This is a genomic window from Gordonia sp. (in: high G+C Gram-positive bacteria), from assembly GCF_047600385.1.
In the GTDB taxonomy this organism is placed as follows: Bacteria; Actinomycetota; Actinomycetes; order Mycobacteriales; family Mycobacteriaceae; genus Gordonia.
The window spans coordinates 1,018,431-1,043,240 of sequence record NZ_JASGKZ010000001.1 but is presented as its reverse complement, the minus strand read 5'-3'; the positions used below and the strand labels follow the sequence as shown (position 1 = coordinate 1,043,240).

Here is a 24,810-nt window from a genome sequence, read left to right as displayed (position 1 = left end):
ATGACTCTAGTTCGGCGGAAGAGATCCCCCGGGAAATGGGAACGCCCCTCTCCGGGCTGTCGGGCCGGGACCGAGGACACGACACGGTCGACACCCCACGGCTCCATGCGGGAGCGCGAACTTCGGCATGACCACCCCCTGCCTGTCCGGCTGGATCTCCATCATCCGACGGCATCTCTGTACCCGTTCCCCACCGTCGGACACCTCCTTCACCGCCGTCCGGCGGATCAGTCAGGAACCACGCGGATTCGGACGTCGAGGCGGACCTCGCCGTCTGACATCAGCCGCTGTAGCGCCGCGATCAGGTCTTCAGCACGAATCGTGGTACCGGATTCACCGCTTCGCGTGCTCTCCGCGGCCGCTTCCTCTGGCACTTCTGATCGTGCTTCCGCCGACCCGGCCGTGTGAACACCGTTCGGCTGCTCAGCGGCGTCGCCCTCCGGAACAGGCGATCGTCGACCGCCCGACGCAGAACCGGACCCGCCACGCACCTTCCGCACGATCACGTCGGCGAAGTCCCGGAGCAATTGCTCGTCGGACTCTCGGACATCGGAATACTGAAGTATCTGAAGATAGGAAGGGAGCGGGGCCGTGCGCAGGTAGGCCGGGATCAGCACACCGCCGCCCTCCTCGCGATGCCGGAACATCCCGATGTGCAGTTCTTCCACGCACACCTTCGACTCGAGGTAACCCGGTGAGTACAGACACACGACATGCCGTGAATCGTCGATCGCCTCGTAGATCTCTTTCTGCCAGGCACTGCCCGAATCCAGTTTCTCCCGATCCCGGAAGATCCTGATCTGCGGATCACGCCGATGTATCTCGGTGATCAACCGATCCACCGCGTAGTCATCGGCACGGGAGTAGCTGACGAAGACGTCGTAGGCGCGTTCCGCACGGTGCTCCTCACGCTCCTTCGCGGCACGCTGCGCCGCTGCGTCCAGGCTTTCGGCGGTGTCACGGAAGATCCTGCGCAACGCGCTGATGCCAGAGAAGTCCATGCCGTCGAACAGGACGATCCGCAAGACGTCGATCTCGGCGCCCGAAGACAGCCAGTGGTACCCGGCCTCCACCATGGACCGCAGCATCACGTCCCGTGCCTCGCCCTGGTTACCGGTGGCCAACAACGACGTCGCCACACTCCGGATCCACGGCTCTCCAGAACTGAGCGGGACAAGACCGCGGAACAGATCACCGACCAGCATCGCGGGAAGCCCGTTGCGATGGTCCGGCGGCTCGAAACAGATGATCCTGCGGAACCCCAGACCGCTGTCACTGATCGGTTTGGAGAGCCAGCAGTTCGACGTCGACCGCAGATCCTGGTCCTTGTCCGCTGCCAGTGCCTCCACCGAGACGTCTCGCCTGTAGTACAGCCCACCGATCAGCGTGCCCCGGCCCGGGCCGTAGCTGTGCGGAAACGCCGAGACCACGAGCGCATCCACCGCGTATTCGGGCGGGATCGCCGTCAGGTCGCCGCGCAGCAACTCGATACGACGTTCCTGTCCACTCGCGACCACGACGATCTGATCGAGCAATTCCATGCCGCCGATCGTAAGCGCCCGCGACCTCCCGAGCAGCGCACACGCATCAGTCCTCACCCCCGCCCGATGCGGACGCGCGGCACCGTGCCCGGAGCAGTGAGCCGCACCTCCTACACTCACCGGAATGACCGCCCAGACGACGACGCTCCTGCTGGTGCCCCTGCTCGCGGTGCTGGCGCCGATCATCACCCGCGTGTTCTCCCGCTGGGTCGCCGTGCCGGGGATCGTCTTCGAGCTGCTCCTGGGCATCGCCGTCGGCCCCGCGGTGCTGAACCTGGTCCACCCGTCAGACTTCCTGGAGACGCTCTCGAAGTTCGGCGTCGTGATGCTCTTCTTCATGGCGGGCACCGAGCTCGACGCCGCGGCGATGCGCGACCGGACCGGCCGCATGGCGTGGGCCGGATGGCTGCTGAGCTTCGCCGTGGGCACCGCGCTCGGCGCGATCATCGCGCCCGGAATGGGCGCGGTGATCATCGGTATCGCGCTCTCGTCCACCGCGCTGGGCACGCTGATCCCGGTGCTGCGCGACTCCGGCGAGCTCCAGACCCCGTTCGGCCGCACGGTCGGCGCCGTCGGCGCGGTCGGCGAATTCGGCCCGATCATCGCGGTCTCGGTGGTGCTGTCGGAACGCTCCACCCTCGCGGCCGTGCTGGTCCTGGCGGCCTTCGCGGTGATCGCGGTGCTGGCGATCCGCCAGGCCGGCCGCGCCTCGCACGGCAGACTGCATCGCTTCGTCGAGAACACCATGCACACCTCGGGACAGTTCGCCGTCCGCCTGGTGATCCTGATCGTCGCGGCGCTGGTCGCCCTCAGCCTGGCGCTGAAAGTGGACATCCTCCTCGGCGCGTTCACCGCGGGCATCGTGTGGAAGCTCCTCATCTCCGACGCCGCCCCGGAGACCCGCGACCAGGTGGAGAGCAAGATCGAGGGTCTGGCGTTCGGTTTCCTGATCCCGGTCTTCTTCATCACCACCGGGATCGACTTCGACCTGAAGGCGCTCCTGGCCCAGCCGTGGACCTTCGCCGTCGTGCCCGCGGTGACGCTGCTGCTCCTGCTGGTGCGCGGCCTCCCGTCGTCGACGGCCGTCCTCCCCGGCACCGGCCGCGCCGAACGGATGTCGGTCGCGCTGATGGGTGCCACCGGCCTGCCGATGATCATCGTCGCCACCTCCGCCGGCGTCTCCGCCGGACATCTCTCGTCCACCGCGGCCGCGGTCCTGGTCGGCGGCGGCATGCTCTCGGTGCTCCTCTACCCCGCACTCGCCGCGACGCTGCGCTCACGCACCGCCGACCCGAACGTCCCGACCCCCGACGACGACGATCCGGCCGGCACCGATCCCGACGACACCGGACGATCCGCTTCGGTGGCCTGACCCCTCTCAGGCCACCGCGGGCATCGTTCCGGCGGCGGAGACCGGTCAGGCCGCGCCTGCGCCCTGCCGTCTGGCCTCGGCGAAACCGTCCGGCAACCGGATCCACCCGTCGGCCACCATCTGCAGCAGCAGTTGCGCCTTGTTCCCCGCCGGACGGCCCGCCTCGTTGTACCGGCCGGCGACCCGGCGGTAGTGCGTGCGCACGGTCGAGGTGGCCACGAAGTGCTGTTCGGCCGTCTCGTTCACCGTCGCGCCGAGCACGTAGGTGGCCAGGACGGCGCGCTCCCGCGGGCTCATCGCGATCGCCCCCCGATTCCGCGGCGCCCCCAGCCAGTACTCCAGGGCGGCCTTCAGGTGCTTGGCGGCATCGTCCGCCGCCGGGACCACCGACAGGTTCCGCGCGGAGAGGAACGACGTCCCCTCCGACTCCACGGCGATCACCCGCGCCCGGCCGCTCGCGGCGAGCGCCTGAACCCGGGACAACCGCTCCGGACGTCGCACCACCAGCACCGCGGGCAACGGATCCCGCTGAACGGGCAGCTCGAAGTCGTAGTACACCGCGTCGTATCCGAACCTGCGCACCGTCTCCAGCAATGCTCGGTCGACGAGGTCGTGCTCGACGACGATGCCCACGTCTCTGTTCTCGCGCACCTTGTTCTCCTTCACCCTGCCGAAACCGACTTTCCCAAGTTTGGGGGATTGCCTGAGCGCAGTCAGCATGCATAGCGGCAGTCTTCACGCCACCCGGTGCGGGAAACTCCCCTTATGTCACACCTGCGTGCGTGATTACACATTTGTCGACCTATGGGCTTATCCTCGCTCCATGGCCGCCGGACTTCGGATCCTCATCGCATCACCCCTCGGACACGTGATCTCGGCACCCCTGAAGACCGCGTTCGAGGGCTCCACCATCTCGGTGGCCACCACCGACGACGAGTTCACCGCGATGATCTCCGGCACCGTCCGGTACGACGTCGTCGCCGCCGACCTGATCTGGAACAAGCCCGAGATGGAGTGGAACTTCGACGGCCTCGACGTGATCGACCGCCTCCGCCAGGCCGATCGCGCGGCCCCGGTGCTGCTCGCCACCCAGGGTCACAGCCTGGAGAACGATCACCTGGAGGAAGCCCGACTGCGTCCCGAGGTGTTCGGCGTCGCCCCCAAGGCCGACGGCCTGTCGGCGATCATGGACGGACTGCGCAGCGCCGCCCTGGGGCGACGACTCCCCGACCCGCTGCCCGTCGCCCCGAAGCGCGCCCCGATGTACGAGCTGTTCGCGGACCGCCGCGGCCAGACGGCGGCCCGGATGGCGGGGGCGATCGCCGCCGGGCGCGTGTCCGACAACGCGACGCTGGCCGATGTGGCGAAGGTGTCGCCGAGCACCGCGAACAAGGTCACCAGCCACTACCTGGGACCGATGATCCAGCAGCGCGGCGAGCACGACGACCGCCTCCCGCTGACCCAGGGTGCCGTGTATCGCTGGTGCGGTCTGCACGCGCGGTACCTGACCAGTTGGTGTCGCCGGAACGGTCACGCCGACGTCCTCTGAGCAGCCGCCCGCGACGAGACTGCGACGCGGGCGCTCACGGTGTTCGCCGCCCGGCTCAGCCGTCGTCTTCAGAACCCTGACCGGCAAGGAAGCCCGCTCCCTGCCCCTGGTCTCCCCGCGCGAGCGCAGGGAGACCGGGGGCGAAGGGGCCGGTCACCGCAACGCCAGATCCTCCAGGCGGACGTGCGCGCGGCCCGACGGCACGTCGTCGCCGATCACGATCCGTCGTGCGAGCGCCGCCCCCACCGCACCGGCGAGCGTCGCGGCGGTCCCCAGTTGCGGCCACGACCCGATGGTCCGCCCCACCTGGCCGAGCGAGTACCGCATGCGGTCGGCGACGTCGTCGCCGACGATCGCCCCGGCGATCTCCACCCGGCGCGCCGGATCGTCGAGCGACTCCGGTCCCGCGGCCAGCAGCGCCTCGACGCGACCGTGCAGCAGAGGCCGGTCCGGCTCCAGGTCGAACCGCTCGACGTCGACCATCACCCCGTCGCCGTCGTCGGTCACCATCACCACCGGGATGCCCCGTCGTCGTGCCTCGACACGCAGTTCCAGCTTGCGCCGCAGGTCGTCCATCTCCTCCAGCACCACGTCGGGCCCGCCCGCCAGGAACTCCCCGTCCGGGCGGTAGCCGCCCTCGACCACCGTGATCTCGCTGTACGGATCCAGTTCCAGGATCCGGCGGGCGGCGAGGACCGCCTTGGGCTCGCCGAGGTCGCACACCGAGCCGGAGAGCCGGTTCAGGTTGCTCGGCCCCAGGGTGTCGGGGTCGGTGATCACGAACCGGCGGGCACCGGTGAGCGCACAGGTGTGCAGCACCGAACCGCCCACGCTGAGCCCGGCCACCGCGATCGTCGACGACGACCAGCGGTCCTGCTCCTCGTCGGTGATCAGGTACCGGTTCCGGGTGGTCCGCAGCCGGAGGAACAGGCCGGCGTCGGGCAGCCGAACCACGCGGCGCCGCCACGGGTACACGACGTACCGCGACGACGCGTCGAGGTCGTGCGGGTCGAAGGCCCCGGGGTCACCGGCCAGCGCGCAGAGCGCGGTGAGCTCGTCGAGCGCCGTCGACCAGCCGTCCACCAGGTGGTGTCCGGCGTCGAGCACGGCGTCGATCCGCGCACGGTCGGCGACGGGATGCAGGATCTCGATCATCGCGCACCGCCGATCCGGCGCTGCTTGGCGCCCGGGACGAAGGGGCCGGTCCCGCGCGGGACCACCACGACCCGCGGATCCGCGGCAGTGCCGTGTGAGGCCGTCAGCGCCCGGTACTCGGAACTGTGGTCGGCCAGCACGCTCCGGCAGCGGTCGGCGATCCAATGCGCGAACGCCGCGTCGCCGACGTCCTCGCCTGCCGCCTCCACCGACACCGTCAGTGCGGGCCGCAGATCCTCGCCGAAGCCGCCGACGATCTGGAAGCGGCCGGTCAGCTCCCCGGCGAACGCGTCGCCGTCGAAGGCCGGCATCAGCTGTTCGGGCCAGATGTTCAGCCCGTAGAACGTGGCCGCCACATCGGTGCGCGAACCGAGCACCAGGAACGACGACGACGGATCCACCCGCTCCGCCAGTTCTCGGCAGCCGTGCCGTCGCAGGGCGGCCCGCAGCCCGGAACCGTCGACCAGGTGCCCCCGATCGTTCAGCCGGTATCGGATCAGCGGCACCGCCGAGTCGACGGTGAAGAGCAGACATCCGTCCCCGTCCGTCTCCACGTAGCGACGCTGCGCGTCGTACTCGACGAAGGTCGGGACGGTCTCGGCGTCGGGCCCGTACAGTTCGTCAGCGAGCGCGCTGCCGACCGGCGCGGCACGACGGACCGCGACGCTCATCGGCGTCTCGTGGCCCATCACCCCGGCGTCCGCGGTGCCGTAGATCAGGCAGATGCGGTCGGTCTCGCCGGGGGCTCCGATCTTCTCGAGCAGGTGATCGCGCCAGGCCTCGGTGATCGGCTCGCCCGCCAGCAGCAGACCGAGGCGCTGCCGGAGGATGTCGGGGCCGGCGTCGTCGAGCACGTCCCGGACGAACGGCGGGTAGCCGGCCAGCACCACCTGGTCGTAGTGGGGGCCGAGACCGGCGAGGCATTCGAGGACGGCATCGGCCTGGATCCCCGGGGTCACCACGGAGATCCGGTGGCCGCGTTCACGCAGGTCCAGGGCCGCGTCGTAGGTGTAGACGCCGCCGATCCAGGTGCCCATCGCGAAGGCGTCGACCACCAGCGTGCTGCGGGCCCGGGTGTCGAAGAAGTCGCTGAACATGCGGTCGTGGAAGTGCGCCGCATCCTCGCGGGCCGTCTGGGCGCGCGGCCAGAAGGTGGCCCGGCCGGAGGAACCCGAGCTCGCCGACCAGGCGCCCGCCGCGGCCACGTCGGCGTCCCAGACCAGATCGCTCAGGTCGTGGACACGGAGGTAGCCGTCCTTGGTGACCGGCGGCAGCCCGGAGAACTCCTCCGGAACGATGGGGCCGCCGGTGAGACCGTGGGCGGCGAGGTGCTTGGCGTAGGCCGGGACGCGGTGTGCCGCGCGAGTGGCGGTGGCGGCGGCCCGGGTGAGGCCGTGGGGGCGGACGGGAAACGACATCGTGACTCCTGATCGTCGTGGGTGTGACACAGGTGTTCCCGTTTCCCCACTCGTCCGCGCGTCACCGTCGAGTGGTGAGAATCCTGCCCTCGACGTCGAACTCGACGCGGACCGGACGATCGGCCAGCACGATGGTGACGGCCACGTCGCGCCCCGGCGGCAGCACGCGCACGGTGAGCGTTCCCGACTCCACCTCGCTCAGCGCCGCGATCACCGCGGCGTGGATCCGTTCGCGCACCTCGGCGGAGACGCCGTCGAGACCGTGGTCGTCGAGCAGGACGACGCGGACTCCCCTGCTGCGCGCCCGCCACACGGCCGAGACCACCTCGGGGGCGTCCAGGGCCGGCGCCCGGAGCGCATCCCGGAGCCGTGCTTCGGCGAGCGCGCAGGCGCGGCGCTCGTCGGGGGTCAGCGGTTCGCCGTCGGCGGCCCGCTCGAGCAGAGGGCGGGCCCGCTCGTCCAGGCGCACCATCTGCCGGTCGCGTTCCTCCAGGATGGCGCTCTGCGCGGCCGCGGCGGCGGCCGCCTCAGTCGCCCGGTGCCGCATCTCGAAGATCTCGCGGGCGGCCGGACGGATGGTGTACGCGAAGAAGGTCGCCATGATCATCGGCGCGTAGTTGATGATCGACGACGCGATCCCGTACACGATCCCCTGCCCGGTGAGGGCCGCCCAGCAGGCGATCGCACCGATGGACCCCGTCATCGAGAGCCACGCCAGACCGGTCCGGCCGCGGACGCACATGTACGCGTTCACGACGGCCGCCGCCGAGATCGGCCAGACCTGCAGCAACCGCTCCATCGGCACGGGAAGCACACTGAGCACCAGTGCCATGGCCACCGGACCGGCCAGGACCAGGAACGCCGTCGCCCTCAGCGGGAGCGGATCGCCGGGGACCCGGATGAAGACCACCACCGCCGTGCTCATGATCGCCCACGCCGCGATCTCCGCCGCGATCGCGATGCCGTTGCGCGGCACGGTGAACACGACGACGACGGCGAAGGTCACGATGAACGCACCCACCAGAAAGTACGCGGCACGGGTACGCATCCCCAGCAGTTCCCGGACGTCGCCGGTGACCGGCGCCTCTCTCATATCCGGATCCACTCGAGACCGACGGTGGTGCCGACGCCGAGCGCCGAATCGATCTGCGCCGAACCACCCGGGATCCGGGCCATCCGGCGCCGGATGCTGACGGTCAACCCCAGCCGCTGCGGCGGCACCGTCGCCGGATCGAAGCCGACGCCGTCATCGGTCACCTGCACGCGCAGCCCGTCGGGATGGGCCAGGACGAGGACTTCGCGCAAAGCCTCGTCGCCCGCGTGCCGGACACAGTTGCGCAGGGCTTCGGCCTGGGCCGCGCTCAGGGCCCGGACCACTTCGGCGGGGATCCCCCGGCCCGGTTCCTCGAACGTGCCCGCGCTCTCGTCGGCCACGTCGAACACCGCTCCCGGGTCGGCTTCGGCGGCCGCCGAACGCAGGTGACCCAGTGCTTGGTGGAGGCTGAACGGGCGATCCGAGGCTCCGCCCACATGGATCTCGTCGAGTTCGGCCAGCGTCGCCGCGGCGAGCGGCTGCACCGCCTCCGTCGACTCCACCCGGGAGGCGATGATCAGCGTCGACATCACGCTGTCGTGGGTGAGACCGTCGAACCGTTCGCGCTCCACCGCGCGGGCCTGCTGGGCGGCCGCCGACGCCGCGGTCTCATGCGCCTCCTCGGTGGAGGCGTCGAGGATCCGGCCCGTGCGCAGCGCCATCACCGACCCGCCGACGAACAGACTGCAGAACATGATCGCGAACAGCATCTCCGGAACCAACATCTCCGGTTCCACGCCGCCCCGCACCAGATAGTTGATCCACTGACAGCCGATGCAGGCCACCGCCATGTACGCGAACGCCGCCCAGGCGGGCCAGGCGAGAACCGCCGCGATCGCCGGAAGCCCGGGGAAGGCCGCCAGCCACACCCCGCGCCCGTCCACGGCGACGGACGTGCCGTCCCAGGCCGGATACCAGGTCACGACGCCGACCATGAAGGTCGCCGCGGACAACGCCCCGACCACCGGGATCGACGCGGTGCTGCGGAGCGAACTCGCCACACCGAGCAGCATCCCCGGAGCGAAGATCGTGATCACGGTGACCGGAGTCCACCAGGACGCCATCATCGACGACACCGCCACGAACTCCGGAAACAGAATGAGGAAGTACGCGACGTAGCCGACCGCGGTGAACCGCGCGAACATCCGCAGAATGTGCTCGAAGTTGGCATCGTCGCGGAGTACGACGTCATCGTTCCTCTCACCGCGTGCGCGAAGCATTCCTCTACTTCAGCACGAACCCCCGGACGGGGTCACACCATCCGGGGGTTCTTCCCCTGAATCAGGGACGAAAACGTATCGAACGGGAGCCGGGCGGCATGCCGAAAGCCCCCGTGCCGACCTAGTCGGCGCCGAACTCCATCGCGGCGCTGTCGAGCGCCACCTCGCCCTCGTTCTCGGGGCCCTCTCCGCCGGCGATCGCCGCGGCGCCGCCCTCGGAGAGCTCGCCCACCAGATCGGCGGTCGCGCCGCCGACGATGCCCAGCTCGGCGTACTGCTCCAGGCGGGCCCGCGAGTCGGCGATGTCCAGGTTGCGCATGGTCAGCTGACCGATGCGGTCCTTGGGGCCGAAGGCCGAATCGCCCACGCGCTCCATCGACAGCTTGTCCGGGTGGTAGCTGAGCGACGGACCGGTGGTGTTGAGGAACTGGTAGTCGTCGCCGCGGCGGAGACGCACGGTCACCTCGCCGGTGATCGCCGAGGCGACCCAGCGGACCAGGGCCTCGCGGAGCATCAGGGCCTGGCTGTCCATCCAGCGGCCCTCGTACATCAGGCGGCCCAGGCGGCGGCCCTCGTTGTGGTAGTTGGCGACGGTGTCCTCGTTGTGGATCGCGTTCACCAGGCGCTCGTAGCCGATGTGCAGCAGCGCCATGCCGGGGGCCTCGTAGATGCCGCGCGACTTGGCCTCGATGATCCGGTTCTCGATCTGATCCGAGACGCCCAGACCGTGACGTCCGCCGATCTCGTTGGCCTTCATCACCAGGGCGACGGCGTCGTCGAACCGCTCACCGTTGATCGCGACGGGGCGGCCCTGCTCGAAGCTCAGGGTCACCTCCTCGGTCGCCACCTCGACGTCCTCGCGCCAGGCGGCGACGCCCATGATCGGGTCGACGATGTCCAGGCCCTGGTCCAGGTGCTCCAGCACCTTCGCCTCGTGGGTGGCGCCCCAGATGTTGGCGTCGGTGGAGTACGCCTTCTCCGCCGAGTCGCGGTACGGCAGGTCGCGGGCCAGCAGCCACTCGCTCATCTCGGTGCGGCCGCCGAGCTCTTCGACGAAGTCGGCGTCGAGCCACGGCTTGTAGATCTGCAGGCTCGGGTTGGCCATCAGCCCGTAGCGGTAGAACCGCTCGATGTCGTTGCCCTTGTAGGTGGAGCCGTCGCCCCAGATGTTGACGCCGTCCTCCTTCATGGCGCGGACCAGCAGCATGCCGGTCACGACGCGGCCGAGCGGCGTGGTGTTGAAGTAGGCCTTGCCCGCGGTGCGGATGTGGAAGGCGCCGCACTGCAGGGCGGCGATGCCCTCCTCGACCAGGGCGCTGCGGCAGTCGACCAGGCGCGAGAGCTCCGCACCGTACTGCATCGCACGGCCGGGGACCGAATCGATGTCCGGCTCGTCGTACTGGCCCAGGTTGGCGGTGTAGGTGCAGGGAACGGCGCCCTTCTCCCGCATCCAGGCGACGGCGACGGAGGTGTCGAGACCGCCGGAGAAGGCGATACCGACACGCTCACCGATGGGCAACGAGCTCAGGACTTTCGACATGATGACCAGGGTAAAGCGCAGATATGGGGGAAGCGAAATCACCCGTGTCCGACGGTCCGATCACCGGGTGTCCGGAAAGTTGGACACTCAGCCCCCGACCGAGGCGTCACAGTGAGTCAGATCTCATTTCACGACGTCCCCAGGAGGACCCCATGAGCGAACTGTCCGACAAGATCATCGACGTCCACAACCGTGGTCTGGCCGAACACGACAAAGAACTCTTCGCCACGATCTTCGCCCCCGACGTGGCCGTCGAGCTGCCCGGCGCCGCCTTCGAGGGCATCGAGGGTCTGCTGCAGACCATCGAGGTGTTCTACACCGCGTTCCCGGACATCGAGCTGACCCCCCGCCAGGTGTGGGCCGACGAGACCGGCGTCGTCGCCGAACAGGTCTTCACCGGCACCCACAACGGTCCGCTGGTGAGTGCCGACGGCGAGGTGGCCCCCACCGGCAAGGCCGTCACCTTCGGTCTCATCGACACCTTCGTCGTGAACGACGAGGGCCAGGTGACCGCCCACCGCGTGTACTACGACCAGCTCGCTTTCCTCAGCCAGCTCGGCCTGGCCTGAGTCCCCCGGTTCCGCTGACGCGTCTCACGCCGCGGCCCGGGTCCCCGTCTTCGGGACCCGGGCCGCGGCGTTCCGTGTCATCCGGCCGTGGCGCGCGGCCTTCCGGATCGGCGTCTCGTCAGAAGTCGCCCTCGAGGAACGACGCGTACGCGGGCAGATCCAGCTGACCGTGCCCGGACAGGCCGATCACCACGACCTCCTCGGTGTCGCTGTCGGCGACGTGCGCCGCGCATGCGGCGAGCGCGTGCGTCGACTCCGGCGCCGGGACGATGCCCTGGGTCCGCGCGAACTGCACGCCCGTGCTGAACGCGTCGTGCTGGTCGATCGCCACCCCCTGCACCAGCCCGAGCTCCACCGTGTGGCTCAGCGCCGGCGCCATGCCGTGGTAGCGCAGGCCGCCGGCGTGGATCGGGTCCGGCACGAAGTCCATGCCCAGGGTGTGCATCTTCAGCAGCGGGGTGAGACCGGCGACGTCGCCGTGGTCGTAGCGGTATTCGCCCTGCGTGATCGACGGGCAGGCGGCGGGCTCGGCGGCCACGATCCGCGGTTCGCTGCGGCCGTGGATCTTCTCCCGCAGGAACGGGAACGCCAGCCCCGCCAGGTTCGATCCGCCGCCGGCGCAACCGAAGACGACGTCGGCGCCGCCCGGTTCCACGGCGTACAGCTGGTCGACGGCCTCCTGACCGATCACGCTCTGGTGCAGCACCACGTGGTTGAGGACCGAGCCGAGCGCGTAGCGGGTGTCGTCGTTCTGCGCGGCCACCTCGACGGCCTCGCTGACCGCCATGCCGAGGCTGCCGGTGGTGTGCGGATCCTTGGCCAGCATGGCCCGACCGGACTCGGTGAGGTCCGACGGGCTCGGGTGCAGCGTGCCGCCGTAGGTGCGGATCAGGTAGCCGCGGTACGGCTTGGAGTCGTACGACGCCCGGACCTGCCACACCTCGACGTCGATCCCGAACTGGGCGCCGGCGAACGCGAGCGCGCTGCCCCACTGACCCGCACCGGTCTCGGTGGTCAGCTTCTTCACGCCGTCGACGCTGTTGTAGTAGGCCTGCGCGACGGCCGAGTTGGTCTTGTGGCTGCCGACCGGGCTCACGCCCTCGTATTTGACGTAGATGCGCGCCTTGGTGTTCAGCGCCTCCTCGAACTTCCGGGCCCGGAACAGCGGGGAGGGCCGCCACATCTTGTAGATCTCCCGGACCGGTTCGGGGATCTCCACGTAGACCTCGTCGGTCACCTCCTGCGCGATCAGGCCTGCCGGGAACAGCGCGGCGAGGTCGTCGGGGCCGACCGGCTCCTTGGTGCCCGGGTGCAGGTGCGGCGGGATCGGTTCGTCGAGTTCGGCCGCCAGGTTGTACCAGTGCGTCGGTACGTCGATGGTCACCAGATCGGGATTGGACGCGTCCACTGTGCTCATGCGCGCCACTGTAACCGCGGCCACCCGGGTCCACCCGACTGTTCGTCGCACTCGTTCCGGCCGGAACCGGCCTTCGCTCGTCAGGCTCCGTCGCCTGTCGAGTCCCTCCTCTACGGTCGAGCCCCTTCGCTGGTCGAGTCCCTTCGCTGGTCGAGCGGAGTCGAGACCACCGTTCGAGCTCCGAGAGATCTCGACTCCGCTCGACCACCGAGGGAAGCCGATCACCGAGGGAGAGCCGATCACCGAGGGGGAAGCCGATCACCGAGGGGGAAGCCGATCACCGAGGGGACTCGATCGCCGGGGACACCGCTCCGGTTCTCGTCTCGCCTCGTCGGGTGACCGACACTGGACGGCATGGACGACGACATGAGCACCGACGCGCCTCTCACCCGCGGCTGGACCGCCCGAGGCTTCACCGGACTGGCGGACCTCGTCTTCGACCCGGTCGAGGTGCCGCCGCCCGGCCCGGGGGAGATCACCGTCCGGATCACCGCCGCCGGGGTCAATCCCGCCGACCTCAAGCACGTGACCCGCGAATCGGACCCCGCGCTGCTCCCGATCCGAATCGGCTACGAGGTCGCCGGGGTCGTCACGGCCACCGGATCGGGCACGCGTTTCGAGGCGGGCGACCGGGTCGTGGCCTTCCGGGTGCGCGGCGGCTACGCCGAAGCGCTCACCGTCCCGGTGGCCGACGCGTTCGCGCTGCCCGACCACGTCGACGACGTGTCCGCCGCCGGGTTGCTGCTGGCCGGCTGCACCGCCGCCGACCTGCTGCATTGCAGCGGTGCGCGGGCGGGCGAGACGGTCGTCGTGCACGGGGCCTCCGGGGCGGTCGGCGCCGCGGTGCTGCAGCTCGCGCGACGGACCGGGGTCGTCGCCGTCGGGACCTGCGGGCCCGACCGTGAGGAGGCCGTACGACGCTTCGGCGGCCACCCCGTGCCGTACCGGCCGTCGAGCGACGACGATCCGCTCGACGGCCCTGCGCTGGCCGACCGGATCCGCGCCGCCGCGCCCGGTCCCGTCGCGGCCGCACTGGACTGCGCGGGCACCCCCGCCGCGGTCGCGGCGAGCCTGGAACTGGTCGCCGACCGCACCCGGATCGTCACCGTCGCCGCGCCGGCCGCCGCCCGCGCGCACGGGTTCACCGCGCTGGCCGGTTCGCAGCCGATCAGCGCGGCCTACCGCGACTCGGTGCGGGCCGAACTCGTCGCCCTGCTCGCCGCCGGAGAGCTGGAGGTGCCGATCGCGCGGACCTTCCCGCTGGACCGGGCTCGTGAGGCGCTCGCCCTGACCGCATCCGGACGGGCGCACGGCAAGGTGGTCGTCGTTCCTTGACCGGACGCGCCGAAACGGCGGGGTCGTGTGGATGCAGTCCACACGACCCCGCCGTTTCGAGACCTCCCCTCGCCTCTCGTCGGTCGGCTTCCGTCACCGGTCGAGAGCTCTCCCTCGCTGGTCGAACCCTCCCTCGCCGGTCGAACTTTCCTTCGCCGGTCGGGCCTCTCCTCGCTGGTCGGGCCTCTCCTCGCTGGTCGGGCCTGCCCTCTCCGGTCGGGCCTGCCCTCTCCGGTCGGGCCTTCCCTCTCCGGTCGGGCCTTCCCTCGCTGGTCGAGCGGAGTCGAGACCACTTTTCGAACACCGAGGGATCTCGACTCCGCTCGATCATCGAAAAGGTGCGCGACCGGCGACGTGGTGCTCGGTCACCGAGACGTCGCCCGATCGAGAAGGGGCGGGTCACTTCTTGCCGAGGTGCTCCGAGATGGCGCGCATGGCCCCGATGGTGTCCAGTTCGTCCTGCTCCGTGCCGTGGTCGCTGAGCTTCACGATCACGGTGCGGGTGTCCGGATTGATGTAGATGTACTGGCCGTAGACGCCGAGCGCGGTGAAGTCGTTGTGGCCGAGCGGCGCCGGGTGCCACCACTGCGCCGAGTAGCCCCAGTCCGCGTTCATCGGCAGGTTCGACGGGGTGGAGATCCGCGTGATCCACTCCGGCGAGATCACCTGCTTGCCGTCGACCATGCCGCCGGAGGCCACCGTCTGACCGATCCGGGCGAAGTCGCGCGCGGTGGCGTTGAGGCAGCAGAAGCTCTTCTCGGTGCCGTTCTCGGTGTCGAGGTTCCACTCGGCCTCGGCTTCGGCGCCCATCGGCGTCCACAGTCCCTCGGACACCACCCGGGCGACGGGCTCGCCGTTCACCTTCGCCAGGATCATGCCCAGCATCTGGGTGTCGACGCTGCGGTACACCGCCTTCTCGCCGGGCGTGAACGAGACCGCTCGGTGCTTCATCAGGTAGCCGGGCAGGTCGGTGCTCAGGAGCAGGCGGGCGGTGCCGTTCAGCGGCCACCACGGGTTGTAGTTCTCCGAGACGTCGATGCCGGAGGCCATGTCGAGCAGATCTCGGACGGTGATCTCGTCGTAGTCGCCGCCGCCGGTGCGGAACTCGGGGAGGATGTCGACCATCTTGTCGGTCTCGGAGAGGTCGCCGCGCTCGATCGCCTGTCCGATCATCAGCGAGATCACCGACTTCGCGACCGACCACGACGACAGCCGTGAATCCGCGGTGACGCCGTCGGCGTACCACTCGTCCACCAGCTTGCCGTCCTGCACGACGACGAAGGCCCGCGAGTTGGTCTTGCCGAGCATGTCGGCGACCGGGACCTCCCCACCCTTCCACGGCACGGTCGCCGGGAGGCTCAGGCCCGCGGCGGCCTCCCATTCCCGGACCGCACCGGTGTTGACCACCGGCCGGGTCGGGAACACGGTCCCCTGCTGTGACGGCGCGGTGGTCTGCAGCCGGTAGAGCTCGTGCGGGAACGGGACTCCGATGGCCGCCGTCGCCGCGTAGAGCGTGCCGACCAGGGCCAGGATCACCACCAGGACGATCGTGAGCGGCTTCTTCCAGCGGCCGGCGGGCTTGGCGCCGGCCGGGGTCGTCTCAGCCGGGGTCTTCTCGTTCGTCATCATTCACCTTCCAGGACAATGGTCTTCACGGATGCCCAGAGCGCTTCGAGCAGGGCTTCGAGCACCTGATCGTCGGAGACCTGAGCGAGTTCGAGTGCGTGCCGCGCGATGGCCGGGTGGGCCTGCGGCGATGCCGCGGCGTAGCTCCCGGACCAGGCCTGCACGTCGCCGCGCCGGAGGTCCGGCGGCAGCAGTTCCTGGTGCGCGCGGAGGCTGGCGTAGCCGAGCACGGTGTCGGCGATCATGCGCTGCTGGGCGGCGATCCGATCGGCCGGGACCCCGACCTCGGTCAGGGCCGTCAGGGTGAACTCGACGACGGCGAACTCGCCCGGCCCCCGAGTGGTCCGTCCGCCGATCACCGCGCCGATCGCCGGGTGCGCCGCGAACACCGACACCAGCGCTCGGGCGAACGCCGTCATCCGGTCGTGCGGGGCGAGTCCCTCGGGGACCTCCGCGAGCGCCGTCTGCAGCAGCCGGTCGCCGATCGCCCGCAGCAGCGCGTCCTGATCGGCGAAGTGCCGCCAGATGGCCGACCGGTCGACGCCGAGCTCCTCGCCGAGCACGCGGCCGGTGATGCTCTCCACCTCGCGGCGGCCCGCGACGGCGACGGCCGCGTCGACGATCGCTTCCTGGGTCAGTGTTCTCCGTGGCATGTCACCAATGATGTCATCAGTGATGACAAATGGCAACGAGGCGGCCGCCACACCAACCGAGGAAGACCCCGAACCCGCACGATTCGATCGGCCCGGAGGCCCACGAAGAAGGGGTGTGATCCCCGCCGTCGCCAGATCGATGCCCGGCGACGGCGGGGATCACACCCCTGAGGACCGCAGTCCGATCGACCTACATCCGCTTGGTCATGTCGACCTTGCCGGGCAGCATCATTCCGAGATCTTCCTTCAAATCGATCTTCCGCTTACCCGCCTGAACGACACGGGTCGACGCCGCGAAATCATGCAGTACGCGATGCGGACCGTTCAAGGGAATCGCCGACATCACCAAACTCATCAGAAGCGAGATGAGCCCCACAAGCGCGATCACGTTGAGAATTCCACTCTCGGGGTAGCTGCCGGAAATCGACATGAACACAAACGGCAGAAAGATCATCAACATTCGGACCACCGCCAAACCCACAGGAATCGGAGTCTCACCACTAGCACCGACGGGAATCACCTGTAGGCCCATCAGCCCCTTTCCCAGAGTCTGACCGCGTCGACGAATCAGCAGAAAGACCTCCATCCCCACGTAGGCAAGGAAGTAGCACACCGTGGCCAGCAGCGGAATCACCCAACCGTCGATCACCCCATCAGAGAGGAAAATCGAGACAATACCCGCGACAAGCCCCGCAGGAACTGCCAGAATAAATGTCAGAATCAGGCAGAAGATCAAGTCCAGGAGCCGGGCGGCTATCCTCTTACCAATCGGAGCGGACAAATAATTCAATTCTTACACATCCTCACGAGTTTCCATCCAGAATTTTGTCGACCATACATCAATGCCTCGGCTAAATCGAAGGTCCCGCACCGGCGATCTCATCAAGCAACGTTCCCGTATCGGATCCTTACTCCGTCTACTCGTGCTTCACTGCGCCAAAGTCGCGATCACCGACGATCCGAATCACGGTATGACCAGCCTCTCCGGACGAAAGATACCCGCCCTCCGCTCGCGGCCGAACCGGATCGGCAGCTCTTCCACCACCGCTCCACCATCTCATCCTTCGAGACAGCGACGATTCGGCCGAACGGATGACCTACCCATGTCGGACATCGTCAGTACAGTGGAGACGCAAGCAGGTGTGGCCGACGTCGCACCGCACTACGCATCGAATCGAAAGGACCCGTCTCCATGGGTGTCAGCCTCAGCAAGGGCGGAAACGTCTCGCTCACCAAGGAAGCCCCCGGACTCACCGCGGTGGCGGTCGGTCTCGGCTGGGACGTCCGGACCACCACCGGCGTCGACTTCGACCTCGACGCCAGCGCGCTGGCCGTCGGTGCCGATCGCAAGATCCTGTCCGACCAGCACTTCGTCTTCTACAACAACCTGCGTTCGCCCGACGGCTCGATCGAGCACACCGGCGACAACCTGACCGGCGACGGCGACGGCGACGACGAGGTCGTCAACGTCGACCTCGCCTCGGTGCCGCCGAACATCGACGCCGTCGTGTTCACCGTGTCGATCCACGACGCCGACGCCCGCGGCCAGTCGTTCGGCCAGGTGACCAACGCCTTCATCCGCGTCGTGAACCGCGCCAACGGCTCGGAGATCGCCCGCTACGACCTGTCCGAGGATGCCTCCACCGAGACCGCGATGATCTTCGGTGAGCTGTACCGCCACGGCACCGACTGGAAGTTCCGCGCCATCGGCCAGGGCTACGCCTCCGGTCTGGCCGGCATCGCCCGCGACTTCGGCGTCAACGTCTAAGTCCTCGATCTCTCCCTCGTCGCACCGGTGCCGCACACGATGTGCGGCACCGGTGCGATCGTGCGGCGGCCCGATCCTCGGCCGCCCTCCCGAAAGGCGACCCCGCGTTGCACATCGTCCGAATATTCGGCCTCTCCATCGCCGTCTCGATCGCCGCGCTCGTCGCGGCCCTCCTGTACAGCGGCCCGACCGCACTCGTCCTCACCCTGATCCTCGGAATCCTCGAGGTCTCGCTGTCGTTCGACAACGCGGTGATCAACGCCACCGTGCTGCAGCGGATGAACGAGTTCTGGCAGAAGATGTTCCTCACCGTGGGCATCGTGATCGCCGTGTTCGGCATGCGTCTGGTGTTCCCGCTCGCGATCGTGTGGATCGCCTCCGGAATGAACCCCGTGCAGGCGCTCGACCTGGCCCTCAACCCGCCGGCGAACGACGCCTCGCACTTCCCGGACGGCTCGCCCAGCTACGAGACCATGATCACCGACGCCCATCCGCAGATCGCGGCGTTCGGCGGCATGTTCCTGCTGATGCTGTTCCTCGGCTTCATCCTCGCCGACAAGGAGATCACCTGGCTCTCGTGGATCGAGCGCCCGCTGATCCGGATCGGCAAGCTCGACTCGCTGCCCGTCGTCATCGCCTCGATCCTGCTGGTGATCACCGCCACCGTCATCGCCCCGGACGACAAGTCCGGCACCGTGATGATCGCCGGCGTGCTCGGCATGGTCACCTACATCCTGGTGAACGGCCTCGGTGAGATGTTCAACATCGAGGAGGAGGACGTCGTCGACGAGTTGGTCGGCGAGGAGTCCACCGGACGATCGGGGCCGTCGAACCTCGCCAAGGCTTCCGGCAAGGCGGCGTTCTTCCTGTTCCTGTACCTCGAGGTGCTGGACGCGTCGTTCTCGTTCGACGGTGTGATCGGCGCCTTCGCCATCACCGCCGACCCGATCATCATCGCCCTGGGTCTGGGCCTGATCGGCGCCATGTTCGTCCGTTCGCTGACGGTGTACCTGGTCCGCCAGGGCACCCTCTCGGAGTACGTGTACCTGGAGCACGGCGCGCACTGGGCGATCGGCGCCCTCGCGCTGATCCTGTTCTACTCGATCGGCACGCACGTCAACGAGCTGATCACCGGTGGTGTCGGCGTCGCGCTGATCGGCCTGGCGCTGATCTCGAGCATCATCCGCCGCAACCGGTCCGGCGGCGACGTCGAGGAGACCGAGCCGACGCCGGTCGGCTGAACCGAGGAGGTCCCCTCCACTCCCCGAGCCGGGAAGGAACGCGGTGACCAGCCTGGTCGAAGGGGCTCGGGCGCGGCGCCGTCGCACCCGAGCCCCTTCGACATGCGGGCTCGCTTCGCTCGCGGGCGGCTCGGGAAGCGGGGAGCACACCCCTTCCCGAATCCCCGCTCGGGGATCGATCGGGGACCGCTCCTCTAGCATTGCGGACATGCCCGGCAGACAACGCTCCTCGTGGCGCCACCGACGCAGCCGTGACGATGCTCGGGCGGCGGCCGCCTCCGGACAGCTCACCCAGGCGTTCTTCGCCTGCGAGCAGACGTTCGACCGGTTGAACACCGACATCGGCGCACTCCGGGAGACCGGGGCATCGCCCGCCGCCCTGCAGCACTGGGCGCATCTGCAGCACCGCTACGAGACGGTGCTCTCGGTCTATCTCGCCCTGAACCAGGCCGATCCGGGCCGGCTGGATCACACCGCCGCGGCGCACTGCGCCACCGAGTTCCGCGGCCTGGAGGCCGAGTTCCGGCGTTTCGGCGACCAGCACCGCGGACTGCTCGACGAAGCCGCGGCCACCGTCGCCGACGCCCGCGCACATCAGGACCGGGCGGTGCGGGCCGCCGACGAGGCGCAGGCCGAACTCGCCGCCGCGTCCCCGGAGATCGCGGAACTGGCTGTGATCGTCGCCGCGGCGGAGGAGCTGGCTCGTCGTCGTACCGGATTCGACCGGGCGCTGGGGCTGGCCGACCGCACCCGGGCCGCGGGCCCCCTGCAGGTCGGCGCGCAGACCCTGCGGACACGCCTCGCCGAAGCCCCCGGGTACGCGGCCGAGGCACGACGACTCCTCGGTGCCCTCACCACTCGCACCGCCGGCGTCCAGACCCGTCTGAGCATGCTCCCCGAGACGCTCTCCACCCTGCGTCGCGAGTTCAGCGCGGACTGCTCGCAGGACGTCGAGGGCTCCCAGGAGAAGATCGGTCACGCCCTCGGCAACGCGCAGCAACTGCTCGACGCCGCCCGGACGCTCCCGCCGGACCGGGTGATCGCCCAGGCCGAGACCGTCCGCGATCATCTCGACGTGGCCGACGACCTGCTGCGCAGCGTCGTCGAACGACTGCGCACGCTGCAGGACGTCCGCGCCGACCCGTCCGCCGTGATGCGTTCGGCGCGGTTCAGCGTCCGCGATGCGCAGCGCCTCGCCGTCGCCCACGGGCTCACCGACCAGTGGGGTCCGGTGCTCGACGCCCAGTCCGAACGTCTCGACCGGGCCGCCGAACTCCTCGACCGCATCCACCCCGACTACTGGCGTTACCTCCAGGAGATCGACGCGGTGGACCGGCGGATCGACCACGTCGTCTCCCGCATGCGCGACGAGGTGGCCCGCAGACGATGACCGCACGGACCATGGAACCCGTGGACCGCACCCCGCACCGAAGACCTCCCCGAACACGACAGGAGCACCCCATCACCCCCGTCGACGCGCCGATCCGCTCGGTCACGCACTTCCGTCACCTGTCCCCGCCGACCCGTGATCGGCTCTTCCTCCATCCGCCGCAGCCGGTCCGCACCGACGCCGAGCGGCACCTGGTCGCCATCGCGCTCGGCGCCACCCTCTACGTGCCCGCGACCCGGGACGAGCTCACCGCGACGATCACGCGACGCGCGGCCTCCGGCGTCACCTCGATGGTGATCGACCTGGAGGACGCCGTCGACGACCACCAGCAGGAGGAGGCCCTCGCCGCCACCGTCGCCACCCTGCACGAGCTCTCGGCCGTCGGCGACCTCCCCGCCTTCCTCTTCGTCCGGGTGCGGACCGCCGACCAGATCCGCACGATCGCCGAAGCCGTCCCCGGCGACTCGGTGCTCTCCGGTTTCGTGCTCCCCAAGTTCGGCACCGCATCCGGTCGGGAACAGCTGATGGCCGTCGCCGAGGCGAGCGCCGGACGCACCGTCCCGTTCTACGCGATGCCCGTCCTGGAGTCGCCCGAGGTGATCTACCGGGAGATCCGCGACATCGAACTGGTCCGCATCCGCGAGATGCTCAACGCCTACCGCGAGCACGTGCTGGCCGTCCGGATCGGCGCCACCGACCTGTGCGGCATGTTCGGGATCCGCCGCGACCGGGACCTGACGATCTACGACGTCCGCGTGGTCGCCGACATCATCGCCGCCATCGTGAACCTCCTGGGCCGTCGTGACGGCTCCGGCTTCGTGATCTCCGGCCCGGTGTGGGAGTACTTCGCCAACCACGAGCGCATGTTCGCGCCCCGGCTGCGTCAGACCCCGTTCCGCGAGCAGAACGCCACCTACTTCCGGCAGCAGCTGGTCAGCCGCGACCTCGACGGCCTCCTCCGCGAGATCGCCCTCGACCGCGCCAACGGGATCACCGGCAAGACGGTGATCCACCCGGCGCACGTCGGCCCGGTCCACGCCCTCTCGACGGTGAGCCACGAGGAGTACCAGGACGCGCAGGACATCCTCAGCCGCGCCACCGGCGGCGTCGCCTCCTCGCGCTACGGCAACAAGATGAACGAGCTCGGCCCCCACCGCAACTGGGCGTTCAGCGTGCTCGACCGCGCCGCCGTCTTCGGCGTCGCCCGCGAAGAGGTCAACTTCGTGGACCTGCTCACCGCCTGGAGCGAGCGGTGAACGCGCCGTCGTGGGTGACCCGCGAACTCGGTGCCGTCCTGCACGACGACGACCGGTCCGAGACCTGGCCGCTGGACCGGCTGGTGGTGCTCGGCCTGCGCCGCAATCCGCGGCGGGCGCACCTGCTGGTCTCGCACGTGCTGGGCAAGCACGTCCCGGTGCCGCCCAACCGGGTCCGCGGCGCCGCCGACGCGCTGGGCGACCTCGTCGTCGCACGTCTGGGCGCCGACGCCGCGGCCGCCTCGACCGTCCTCGGGTTCGCCGAGACCGCGACCGGCCTGGGGCACTGCGTCGCCGAACGGATGCAGGCCGCCTGCTGTCTGCACTCCACCCGCCGGACGGACCCCGCGGTGACGGTGCACGGCGGCTTCGAGGAGGGGCACTCGCACGCGACGAGTCACCAGTTGCAGCCGTCGTCGGCGGCGTTGCTGGCCCCCGGCGACGGCGGCTGGACGGTGCTGGTCGACGACGAGATCAGCACCGGGAACACCGCTCTCGGCGCGGTGGCGGCCCTGGAGGCGCTGGCACCGCACGGCCGGTACGCGGTGGCCTCCCTGGTCGACATGCGCGACGCCGAACACGTCGCCGCCAACCGCCGGGCCGCCGACGAGCTCGGGGTGACCGTCGAGTTCGTGGCACTGTGCCGCGGGCGGACCGAGCTGCCGGACGGGCTGATCAATGCGGTCGCCGCACTGGCACCCGCAGAACTGAATCCCTCAGCGCCGGATCCCTCAGCGCCGACCGCCGAGCCGTCGGTCGGCAGCGAGGCGACGGCGGGTGCGGCCGCATACGTCGACGGCCGCTGGCCCGCAGGCGTCCCGGAGAGCGGGCGGCACGGCTTCCTGGCCGGGGAGGCGAACGCCTTCCACCGTGGGGTCACCGCGCTCGCCGGGCAGGTCGCGCCGCTGTTGACGACGGGGGAGCCGGTGATCGTCGTCGGCCACGAGGAGCTGATGTATCTGCCGCTCTGTCTGGCCGAACGGCTCGCCGAGACCGGATTCGACGCGCGCGTCCAGTCCACCACCCGCTCACCGGCGTACGTCCGCGACGCCGACGGCTACCCCCTGCGGCGCGGCTTCACCTTCCCCGACCCCGAGGGCGACCGGGAGGCCGCCCGCTACCTGTACAACGTCGCGGCCGAACCGGGCGCGGCGCCGGCCGCCGTGGTGCTGGTGGTGGACCGCCCCGCGGACACACCCGCGCTCCGGGCCCCGGGCGGGCCGGTGGACGTGCTGACCGCGGCCGGGCACCGCGTCGTGGTACTGAGCGTCCCCGTCGTCGGACAGGCCGAGCTGGCCGCCCGCCGGGCCGGCGGGAGCATCTCCCCCGCCCGGGAACTCCGCGGACCGGATTTCGGCTCGTATCAGCCCGACGAGGTGACCTGGCTGCTCAAGGACCTCTCCGACGTGGATCTGGAGGCCGACGTCGCCGAACGGGAGAGCCGGATTCAGGCCGGTCTCGCGCACTACGCCGAATCGCTGCCCGTGGAGTATCAGCCCGGGCCGGAGTACCGCGAACTGTTCGACGACGCCCTCGCCGCCTCCGCCGGGCGGCTCGCGGAGGCGGTCGGCACCGTCGCCGAACTGATCCTGACCGAACGCGCCCCGCGCCCGGTCCTGGTCTCCCTCGCCCGCGCCGGCACCCCCGTCGGGATCCTGCTGCAACGCTGGATCGCCCGGACCCACGGCGTCGTCCCGCCGCACTACGCCGTCTCGATCGTGCGCGGCCGCGGCATCGACACCGTCGCCCTGGATCACCTGACCGCGCGGCACGACGCATCGGCGCTGGTGTTCGTCGACGGGTGGACCGGCAAGGGCGCCATCGCCCGCGAACTCGCCGACGCCCTCGACGCCTACGCGGCGGCGGGCGGTCCGCGCTGCGATCCCGAACTGGCGGTGCCGGCCGACCCCGGCTCGTGCACCACGCTGTTCGGCACCCGCGACGACTTCCTGATCCCCTCGGCGTGCCTGAACTCCACGGTCTCCGGGCTGGTCTCACGCACCGTGCTCAACGCGGAGCTGATCGGCCCCGGCGACTTCCACGGCGCCAAGTTCTACCGGGAGCTGGCCCCGTACGACGTCTCCGGCCGCCTCCTCGACACCGTCTCCGCCGAGTTCGACGCGGTCGCCGAGGCGGTGGCCGCGCGCGTCGCCGAACTCCGCGCCGCCGACCGGACGCCCACCTGGGCGGGCTGGGCCGCCATCGAGAGGATCCGGCACGAGTACGGTCTGAGCTCGATCAACCTGGTGAAACCCGGGATCGGCGAGACCACCCGCGTCCTGCTGCGGCGCGTGCCCTGGCGCGTCCTGGTGCGCGACCCGCACGCCCCCGAGCACCGGCACATCCGGCTGCTCGCCGCCGAACGCGGCGTGCCCGTCGAGGTGGAACCGGACCTGCCGTACGCGTGCGTCGGCCTGATCCGCGAGCAGTCGTGATCCCGCTCATCGCGACCGATCTGGATCGCACGATGATCTACTCGCGGGCGGCGATGGTGCGTCCCGGCGACGCCGACACCGCGATCTGCGTCGAGTGGTACGGCGGCGAACCGCTCTCGTACATGAGTCGCCGCGCCGTCGAACGGTACGCGGGACTGGCCCGGCGCGGACCGGTCGTGCCGGTCACCACGCGCACGCCCGAGCAGTACCGGCGCGTGCATTCTGCCGGGCG

The 24,810-nt window shown here is 69.8% G+C and carries 21 protein-coding genes; 9 read left to right on the top strand and 12 right to left on the bottom strand.

The genetic code is table 11. The annotated features are described in order from the left end of the window. Positions 1-227 precede the first annotated feature (227 nt). Entirely contained in the window at positions 228-1,541 is a 1,314-nt protein-coding gene (locus tag QM809_RS04640; RefSeq protein WP_415044644.1) for a toll/interleukin-1 receptor domain-containing protein, read from the bottom strand. 124 nt (positions 1,542-1,665) lie between these two features. Between QM809_RS04640 and QM809_RS04635 the strand changes: the two genes are divergently transcribed. Continuing rightward, a complete protein-coding gene (locus QM809_RS04635) occupies positions 1,666-2,913 on the top strand; it encodes a cation:proton antiporter (protein ID WP_415044643.1) in 1,248 nt (415 codons plus the stop codon). A 45-nt stretch (positions 2,914-2,958) separates the two neighbouring features. Here the strand turns inward: QM809_RS04635 and QM809_RS04630 are convergent, their stop codons facing one another. Next, complete coding sequence (locus QM809_RS04630; protein WP_415044642.1) at positions 2,959-3,564, bottom strand: LuxR C-terminal-related transcriptional regulator; 606 nt, start codon at positions 3,562-3,564, stop codon at positions 2,959-2,961. Between the two features lie 172 nt (positions 3,565-3,736). Here QM809_RS04630 and QM809_RS04625 point away from each other — a divergent pair, with 172 nt between their 5' ends. After that, a complete protein-coding gene (locus QM809_RS04625) occupies positions 3,737-4,462 on the top strand; it encodes a response regulator (protein WP_415044641.1) in 726 nt (241 codons plus the stop codon). 153 nt (positions 4,463-4,615) lie between these two features. Here the strand turns inward: QM809_RS04625 and QM809_RS04620 are convergent, their stop codons facing one another. The 5 genes from QM809_RS04620 to argG form a co-directional block, all read right to left on the bottom strand. Continuing rightward, the gene (locus QM809_RS04620; RefSeq protein ID WP_415044640.1) at positions 4,616-5,617 is read right to left on the bottom strand and encodes a ThiF family adenylyltransferase; all 1,002 of its coding nucleotides are present in this window, start codon (positions 5,615-5,617) and stop codon (positions 4,616-4,618) included. After that, the gene (locus QM809_RS04615; protein ID WP_415044639.1) at positions 5,614-7,035 is read right to left on the bottom strand and encodes a hypothetical protein; all 1,422 of its coding nucleotides are present in this window, start codon (positions 7,033-7,035) and stop codon (positions 5,614-5,616) included. Before QM809_RS04615 ends, QM809_RS04620 begins: the two co-directional genes overlap by 4 nt. Before the next feature lie 61 nt (positions 7,036-7,096). Beyond that, complete coding sequence (locus QM809_RS04610) at positions 7,097-8,128, bottom strand: hypothetical protein (RefSeq protein WP_415044638.1); 1,032 nt, start codon at positions 8,126-8,128, stop codon at positions 7,097-7,099. Next, positions 8,125-9,273 carry a sensor histidine kinase gene (locus QM809_RS04605; protein WP_415044637.1) on the bottom strand — a complete coding sequence of 383 codons (1,149 nt, stop codon included), beginning with the start codon at positions 9,271-9,273 and terminating at the stop codon, positions 8,125-8,127. Before QM809_RS04605 ends, QM809_RS04610 begins: the two co-directional genes overlap by 4 nt. A gap of 196 nt (positions 9,274-9,469) precedes the next feature. Then, positions 9,470-10,888, bottom strand: a complete 1,419-nt coding sequence (gene argG, locus QM809_RS04600; RefSeq protein ID WP_415044636.1) for an argininosuccinate synthase — start codon at positions 10,886-10,888, stop codon at positions 9,470-9,472. A gap of 152 nt (positions 10,889-11,040) precedes the next feature. Between argG and QM809_RS04595 the strand changes: the two genes are divergently transcribed. After that, positions 11,041-11,457, top strand: a complete 417-nt coding sequence (locus QM809_RS04595) for an ester cyclase (protein ID WP_415044635.1) — start codon at positions 11,041-11,043, stop codon at positions 11,455-11,457. Positions 11,458-11,575: 118 nt separating this feature from the next. Here the strand turns inward: QM809_RS04595 and QM809_RS04590 are convergent, their stop codons facing one another. Further along, the gene (locus QM809_RS04590) at positions 11,576-12,874 is read right to left on the bottom strand and encodes a TrpB-like pyridoxal phosphate-dependent enzyme (protein WP_415044634.1); all 1,299 of its coding nucleotides are present in this window, start codon (positions 12,872-12,874) and stop codon (positions 11,576-11,578) included. Between the two features lie 354 nt (positions 12,875-13,228). Between QM809_RS04590 and QM809_RS04585 the strand changes: the two genes are divergently transcribed. Then, positions 13,229-14,209, top strand: coding sequence for an NADP-dependent oxidoreductase (locus tag QM809_RS04585; protein ID WP_415044633.1), 981 nt, complete (start codon positions 13,229-13,231; stop codon positions 14,207-14,209). A 399-nt stretch (positions 14,210-14,608) separates the two neighbouring features. On the opposite strand, the gene QM809_RS04580 is transcribed toward QM809_RS04585, so the two are convergent. The 3 genes from QM809_RS04580 to QM809_RS04570 all read right to left on the bottom strand — a co-directional run bounded on the left by QM809_RS04580 (position 14,609) and on the right by QM809_RS04570 (position 17,269). Continuing rightward, positions 14,609-15,835, bottom strand: a complete 1,227-nt coding sequence (locus QM809_RS04580; RefSeq protein ID WP_415044632.1) for a serine hydrolase domain-containing protein — start codon at positions 15,833-15,835, stop codon at positions 14,609-14,611. Continuing rightward, positions 15,835-16,488 (bottom strand): TetR/AcrR family transcriptional regulator, encoded by a 654-nt coding sequence (locus QM809_RS04575; RefSeq protein WP_415044631.1) that lies wholly within the window; start codon positions 16,486-16,488, stop codon positions 15,835-15,837. Before QM809_RS04575 ends, QM809_RS04580 begins: the two co-directional genes overlap by 1 nt. A 190-nt stretch (positions 16,489-16,678) precedes the next feature. Further along, on the bottom strand, positions 16,679-17,269 hold the full coding sequence (locus QM809_RS04570) for an RDD family protein (protein WP_415044630.1): 591 nt from the start codon (positions 17,267-17,269) through the stop codon (positions 16,679-16,681). Between the two features lie 411 nt (positions 17,270-17,680). On the opposite strand from QM809_RS04570, the gene QM809_RS04565 reads away from it, so the two are divergent. The 5 genes from QM809_RS04565 to QM809_RS04545 all read left to right on the top strand — a co-directional run bounded on the left by QM809_RS04565 (position 17,681) and on the right by QM809_RS04545 (position 24,578). After that, positions 17,681-18,256, top strand: a complete 576-nt coding sequence (locus QM809_RS04565; protein WP_415044629.1) for a TerD family protein — start codon at positions 17,681-17,683, stop codon at positions 18,254-18,256. A gap of 107 nt (positions 18,257-18,363) precedes the next feature. Next, entirely contained in the window at positions 18,364-19,497 is a 1,134-nt protein-coding gene (locus tag QM809_RS04560; protein ID WP_415044628.1) for a DUF475 domain-containing protein, read from the top strand. Positions 19,498-19,705: 208 nt separating this feature from the next. Continuing rightward, complete coding sequence (locus QM809_RS04555) at positions 19,706-20,887, top strand: hypothetical protein (RefSeq protein WP_415044627.1); 1,182 nt, start codon at positions 19,706-19,708, stop codon at positions 20,885-20,887. Further along, the gene (locus tag QM809_RS04550) at positions 20,884-22,143 is read left to right on the top strand and encodes an HpcH/HpaI aldolase/citrate lyase family protein (RefSeq protein ID WP_415044626.1); all 1,260 of its coding nucleotides are present in this window, start codon (positions 20,884-20,886) and stop codon (positions 22,141-22,143) included. Before QM809_RS04555 ends, QM809_RS04550 begins: the two co-directional genes overlap by 4 nt. Continuing rightward, positions 22,140-24,578, top strand: coding sequence for a phosphoribosyltransferase (locus tag QM809_RS04545; RefSeq protein ID WP_415044625.1), 2,439 nt, complete (start codon positions 22,140-22,142; stop codon positions 24,576-24,578). The genes QM809_RS04550 and QM809_RS04545 overlap by 4 nt, the downstream gene beginning before the upstream one ends. Positions 24,579-24,615: 37 nt before the next feature. Here QM809_RS04545 and QM809_RS04540 read toward each other — a convergent pair whose 3' ends face one another. After that, complete coding sequence (locus tag QM809_RS04540; protein WP_415044624.1) at positions 24,616-24,774, bottom strand: hypothetical protein; 159 nt, start codon at positions 24,772-24,774, stop codon at positions 24,616-24,618. Positions 24,775-24,810: the final 36 nt, after the last annotated feature.

Coding starts and splice junctions, on each gene's coding strand:
- QM809_RS04625 (WP_415044641.1), top strand. CDS start 3,737: ATGGCCGCCGGACTTCGGATCCTCATCGCATCACCCCTCGGACACGTG.
- QM809_RS04580 (WP_415044632.1), bottom strand. CDS start 15,835: ATGACGAACGAGAAGACCCCGGCTGAGACGACCCCGGCCGGCGCCAAG.
- QM809_RS04585 (WP_415044633.1), top strand. CDS start 13,229: ATGGACGACGACATGAGCACCGACGCGCCTCTCACCCGCGGCTGGACC.
- QM809_RS04635 (WP_415044643.1), top strand. CDS start 1,666: ATGACCGCCCAGACGACGACGCTCCTGCTGGTGCCCCTGCTCGCGGTG.
- QM809_RS04605 (WP_415044637.1), bottom strand. CDS start 9,273: ATGTTCGCGCGGTTCACCGCGGTCGGCTACGTCGCGTACTTCCTCATT.
- QM809_RS04615 (WP_415044639.1), bottom strand. CDS start 7,035: ATGTCGTTTCCCGTCCGCCCCCACGGCCTCACCCGGGCCGCCGCCACC.
- QM809_RS04595 (WP_415044635.1), top strand. CDS start 11,041: ATGAGCGAACTGTCCGACAAGATCATCGACGTCCACAACCGTGGTCTG.
- QM809_RS04555 (WP_415044627.1), top strand. CDS start 19,706: ATGCCCGGCAGACAACGCTCCTCGTGGCGCCACCGACGCAGCCGTGAC.
- QM809_RS04590 (WP_415044634.1), bottom strand. CDS start 12,874: ATGAGCACAGTGGACGCGTCCAATCCCGATCTGGTGACCATCGACGTA.
- QM809_RS04620 (WP_415044640.1), bottom strand. CDS start 5,617: ATGATCGAGATCCTGCATCCCGTCGCCGACCGTGCGCGGATCGACGCC.
- QM809_RS04550 (WP_415044626.1), top strand. CDS start 20,884: ATGACCGCACGGACCATGGAACCCGTGGACCGCACCCCGCACCGAAGA.
- QM809_RS04610 (WP_415044638.1), bottom strand. CDS start 8,128: ATGAGAGAGGCGCCGGTCACCGGCGACGTCCGGGAACTGCTGGGGATG.
- argG (WP_415044636.1), bottom strand. CDS start 10,888: ATGTCGAAAGTCCTGAGCTCGTTGCCCATCGGTGAGCGTGTCGGTATC.
- QM809_RS04565 (WP_415044629.1), top strand. CDS start 17,681: ATGGGTGTCAGCCTCAGCAAGGGCGGAAACGTCTCGCTCACCAAGGAA.
- QM809_RS04640 (WP_415044644.1), bottom strand. CDS start 1,541: ATGGAATTGCTCGATCAGATCGTCGTGGTCGCGAGTGGACAGGAACGT.
- QM809_RS04575 (WP_415044631.1), bottom strand. CDS start 16,488: ATGCCACGGAGAACACTGACCCAGGAAGCGATCGTCGACGCGGCCGTC.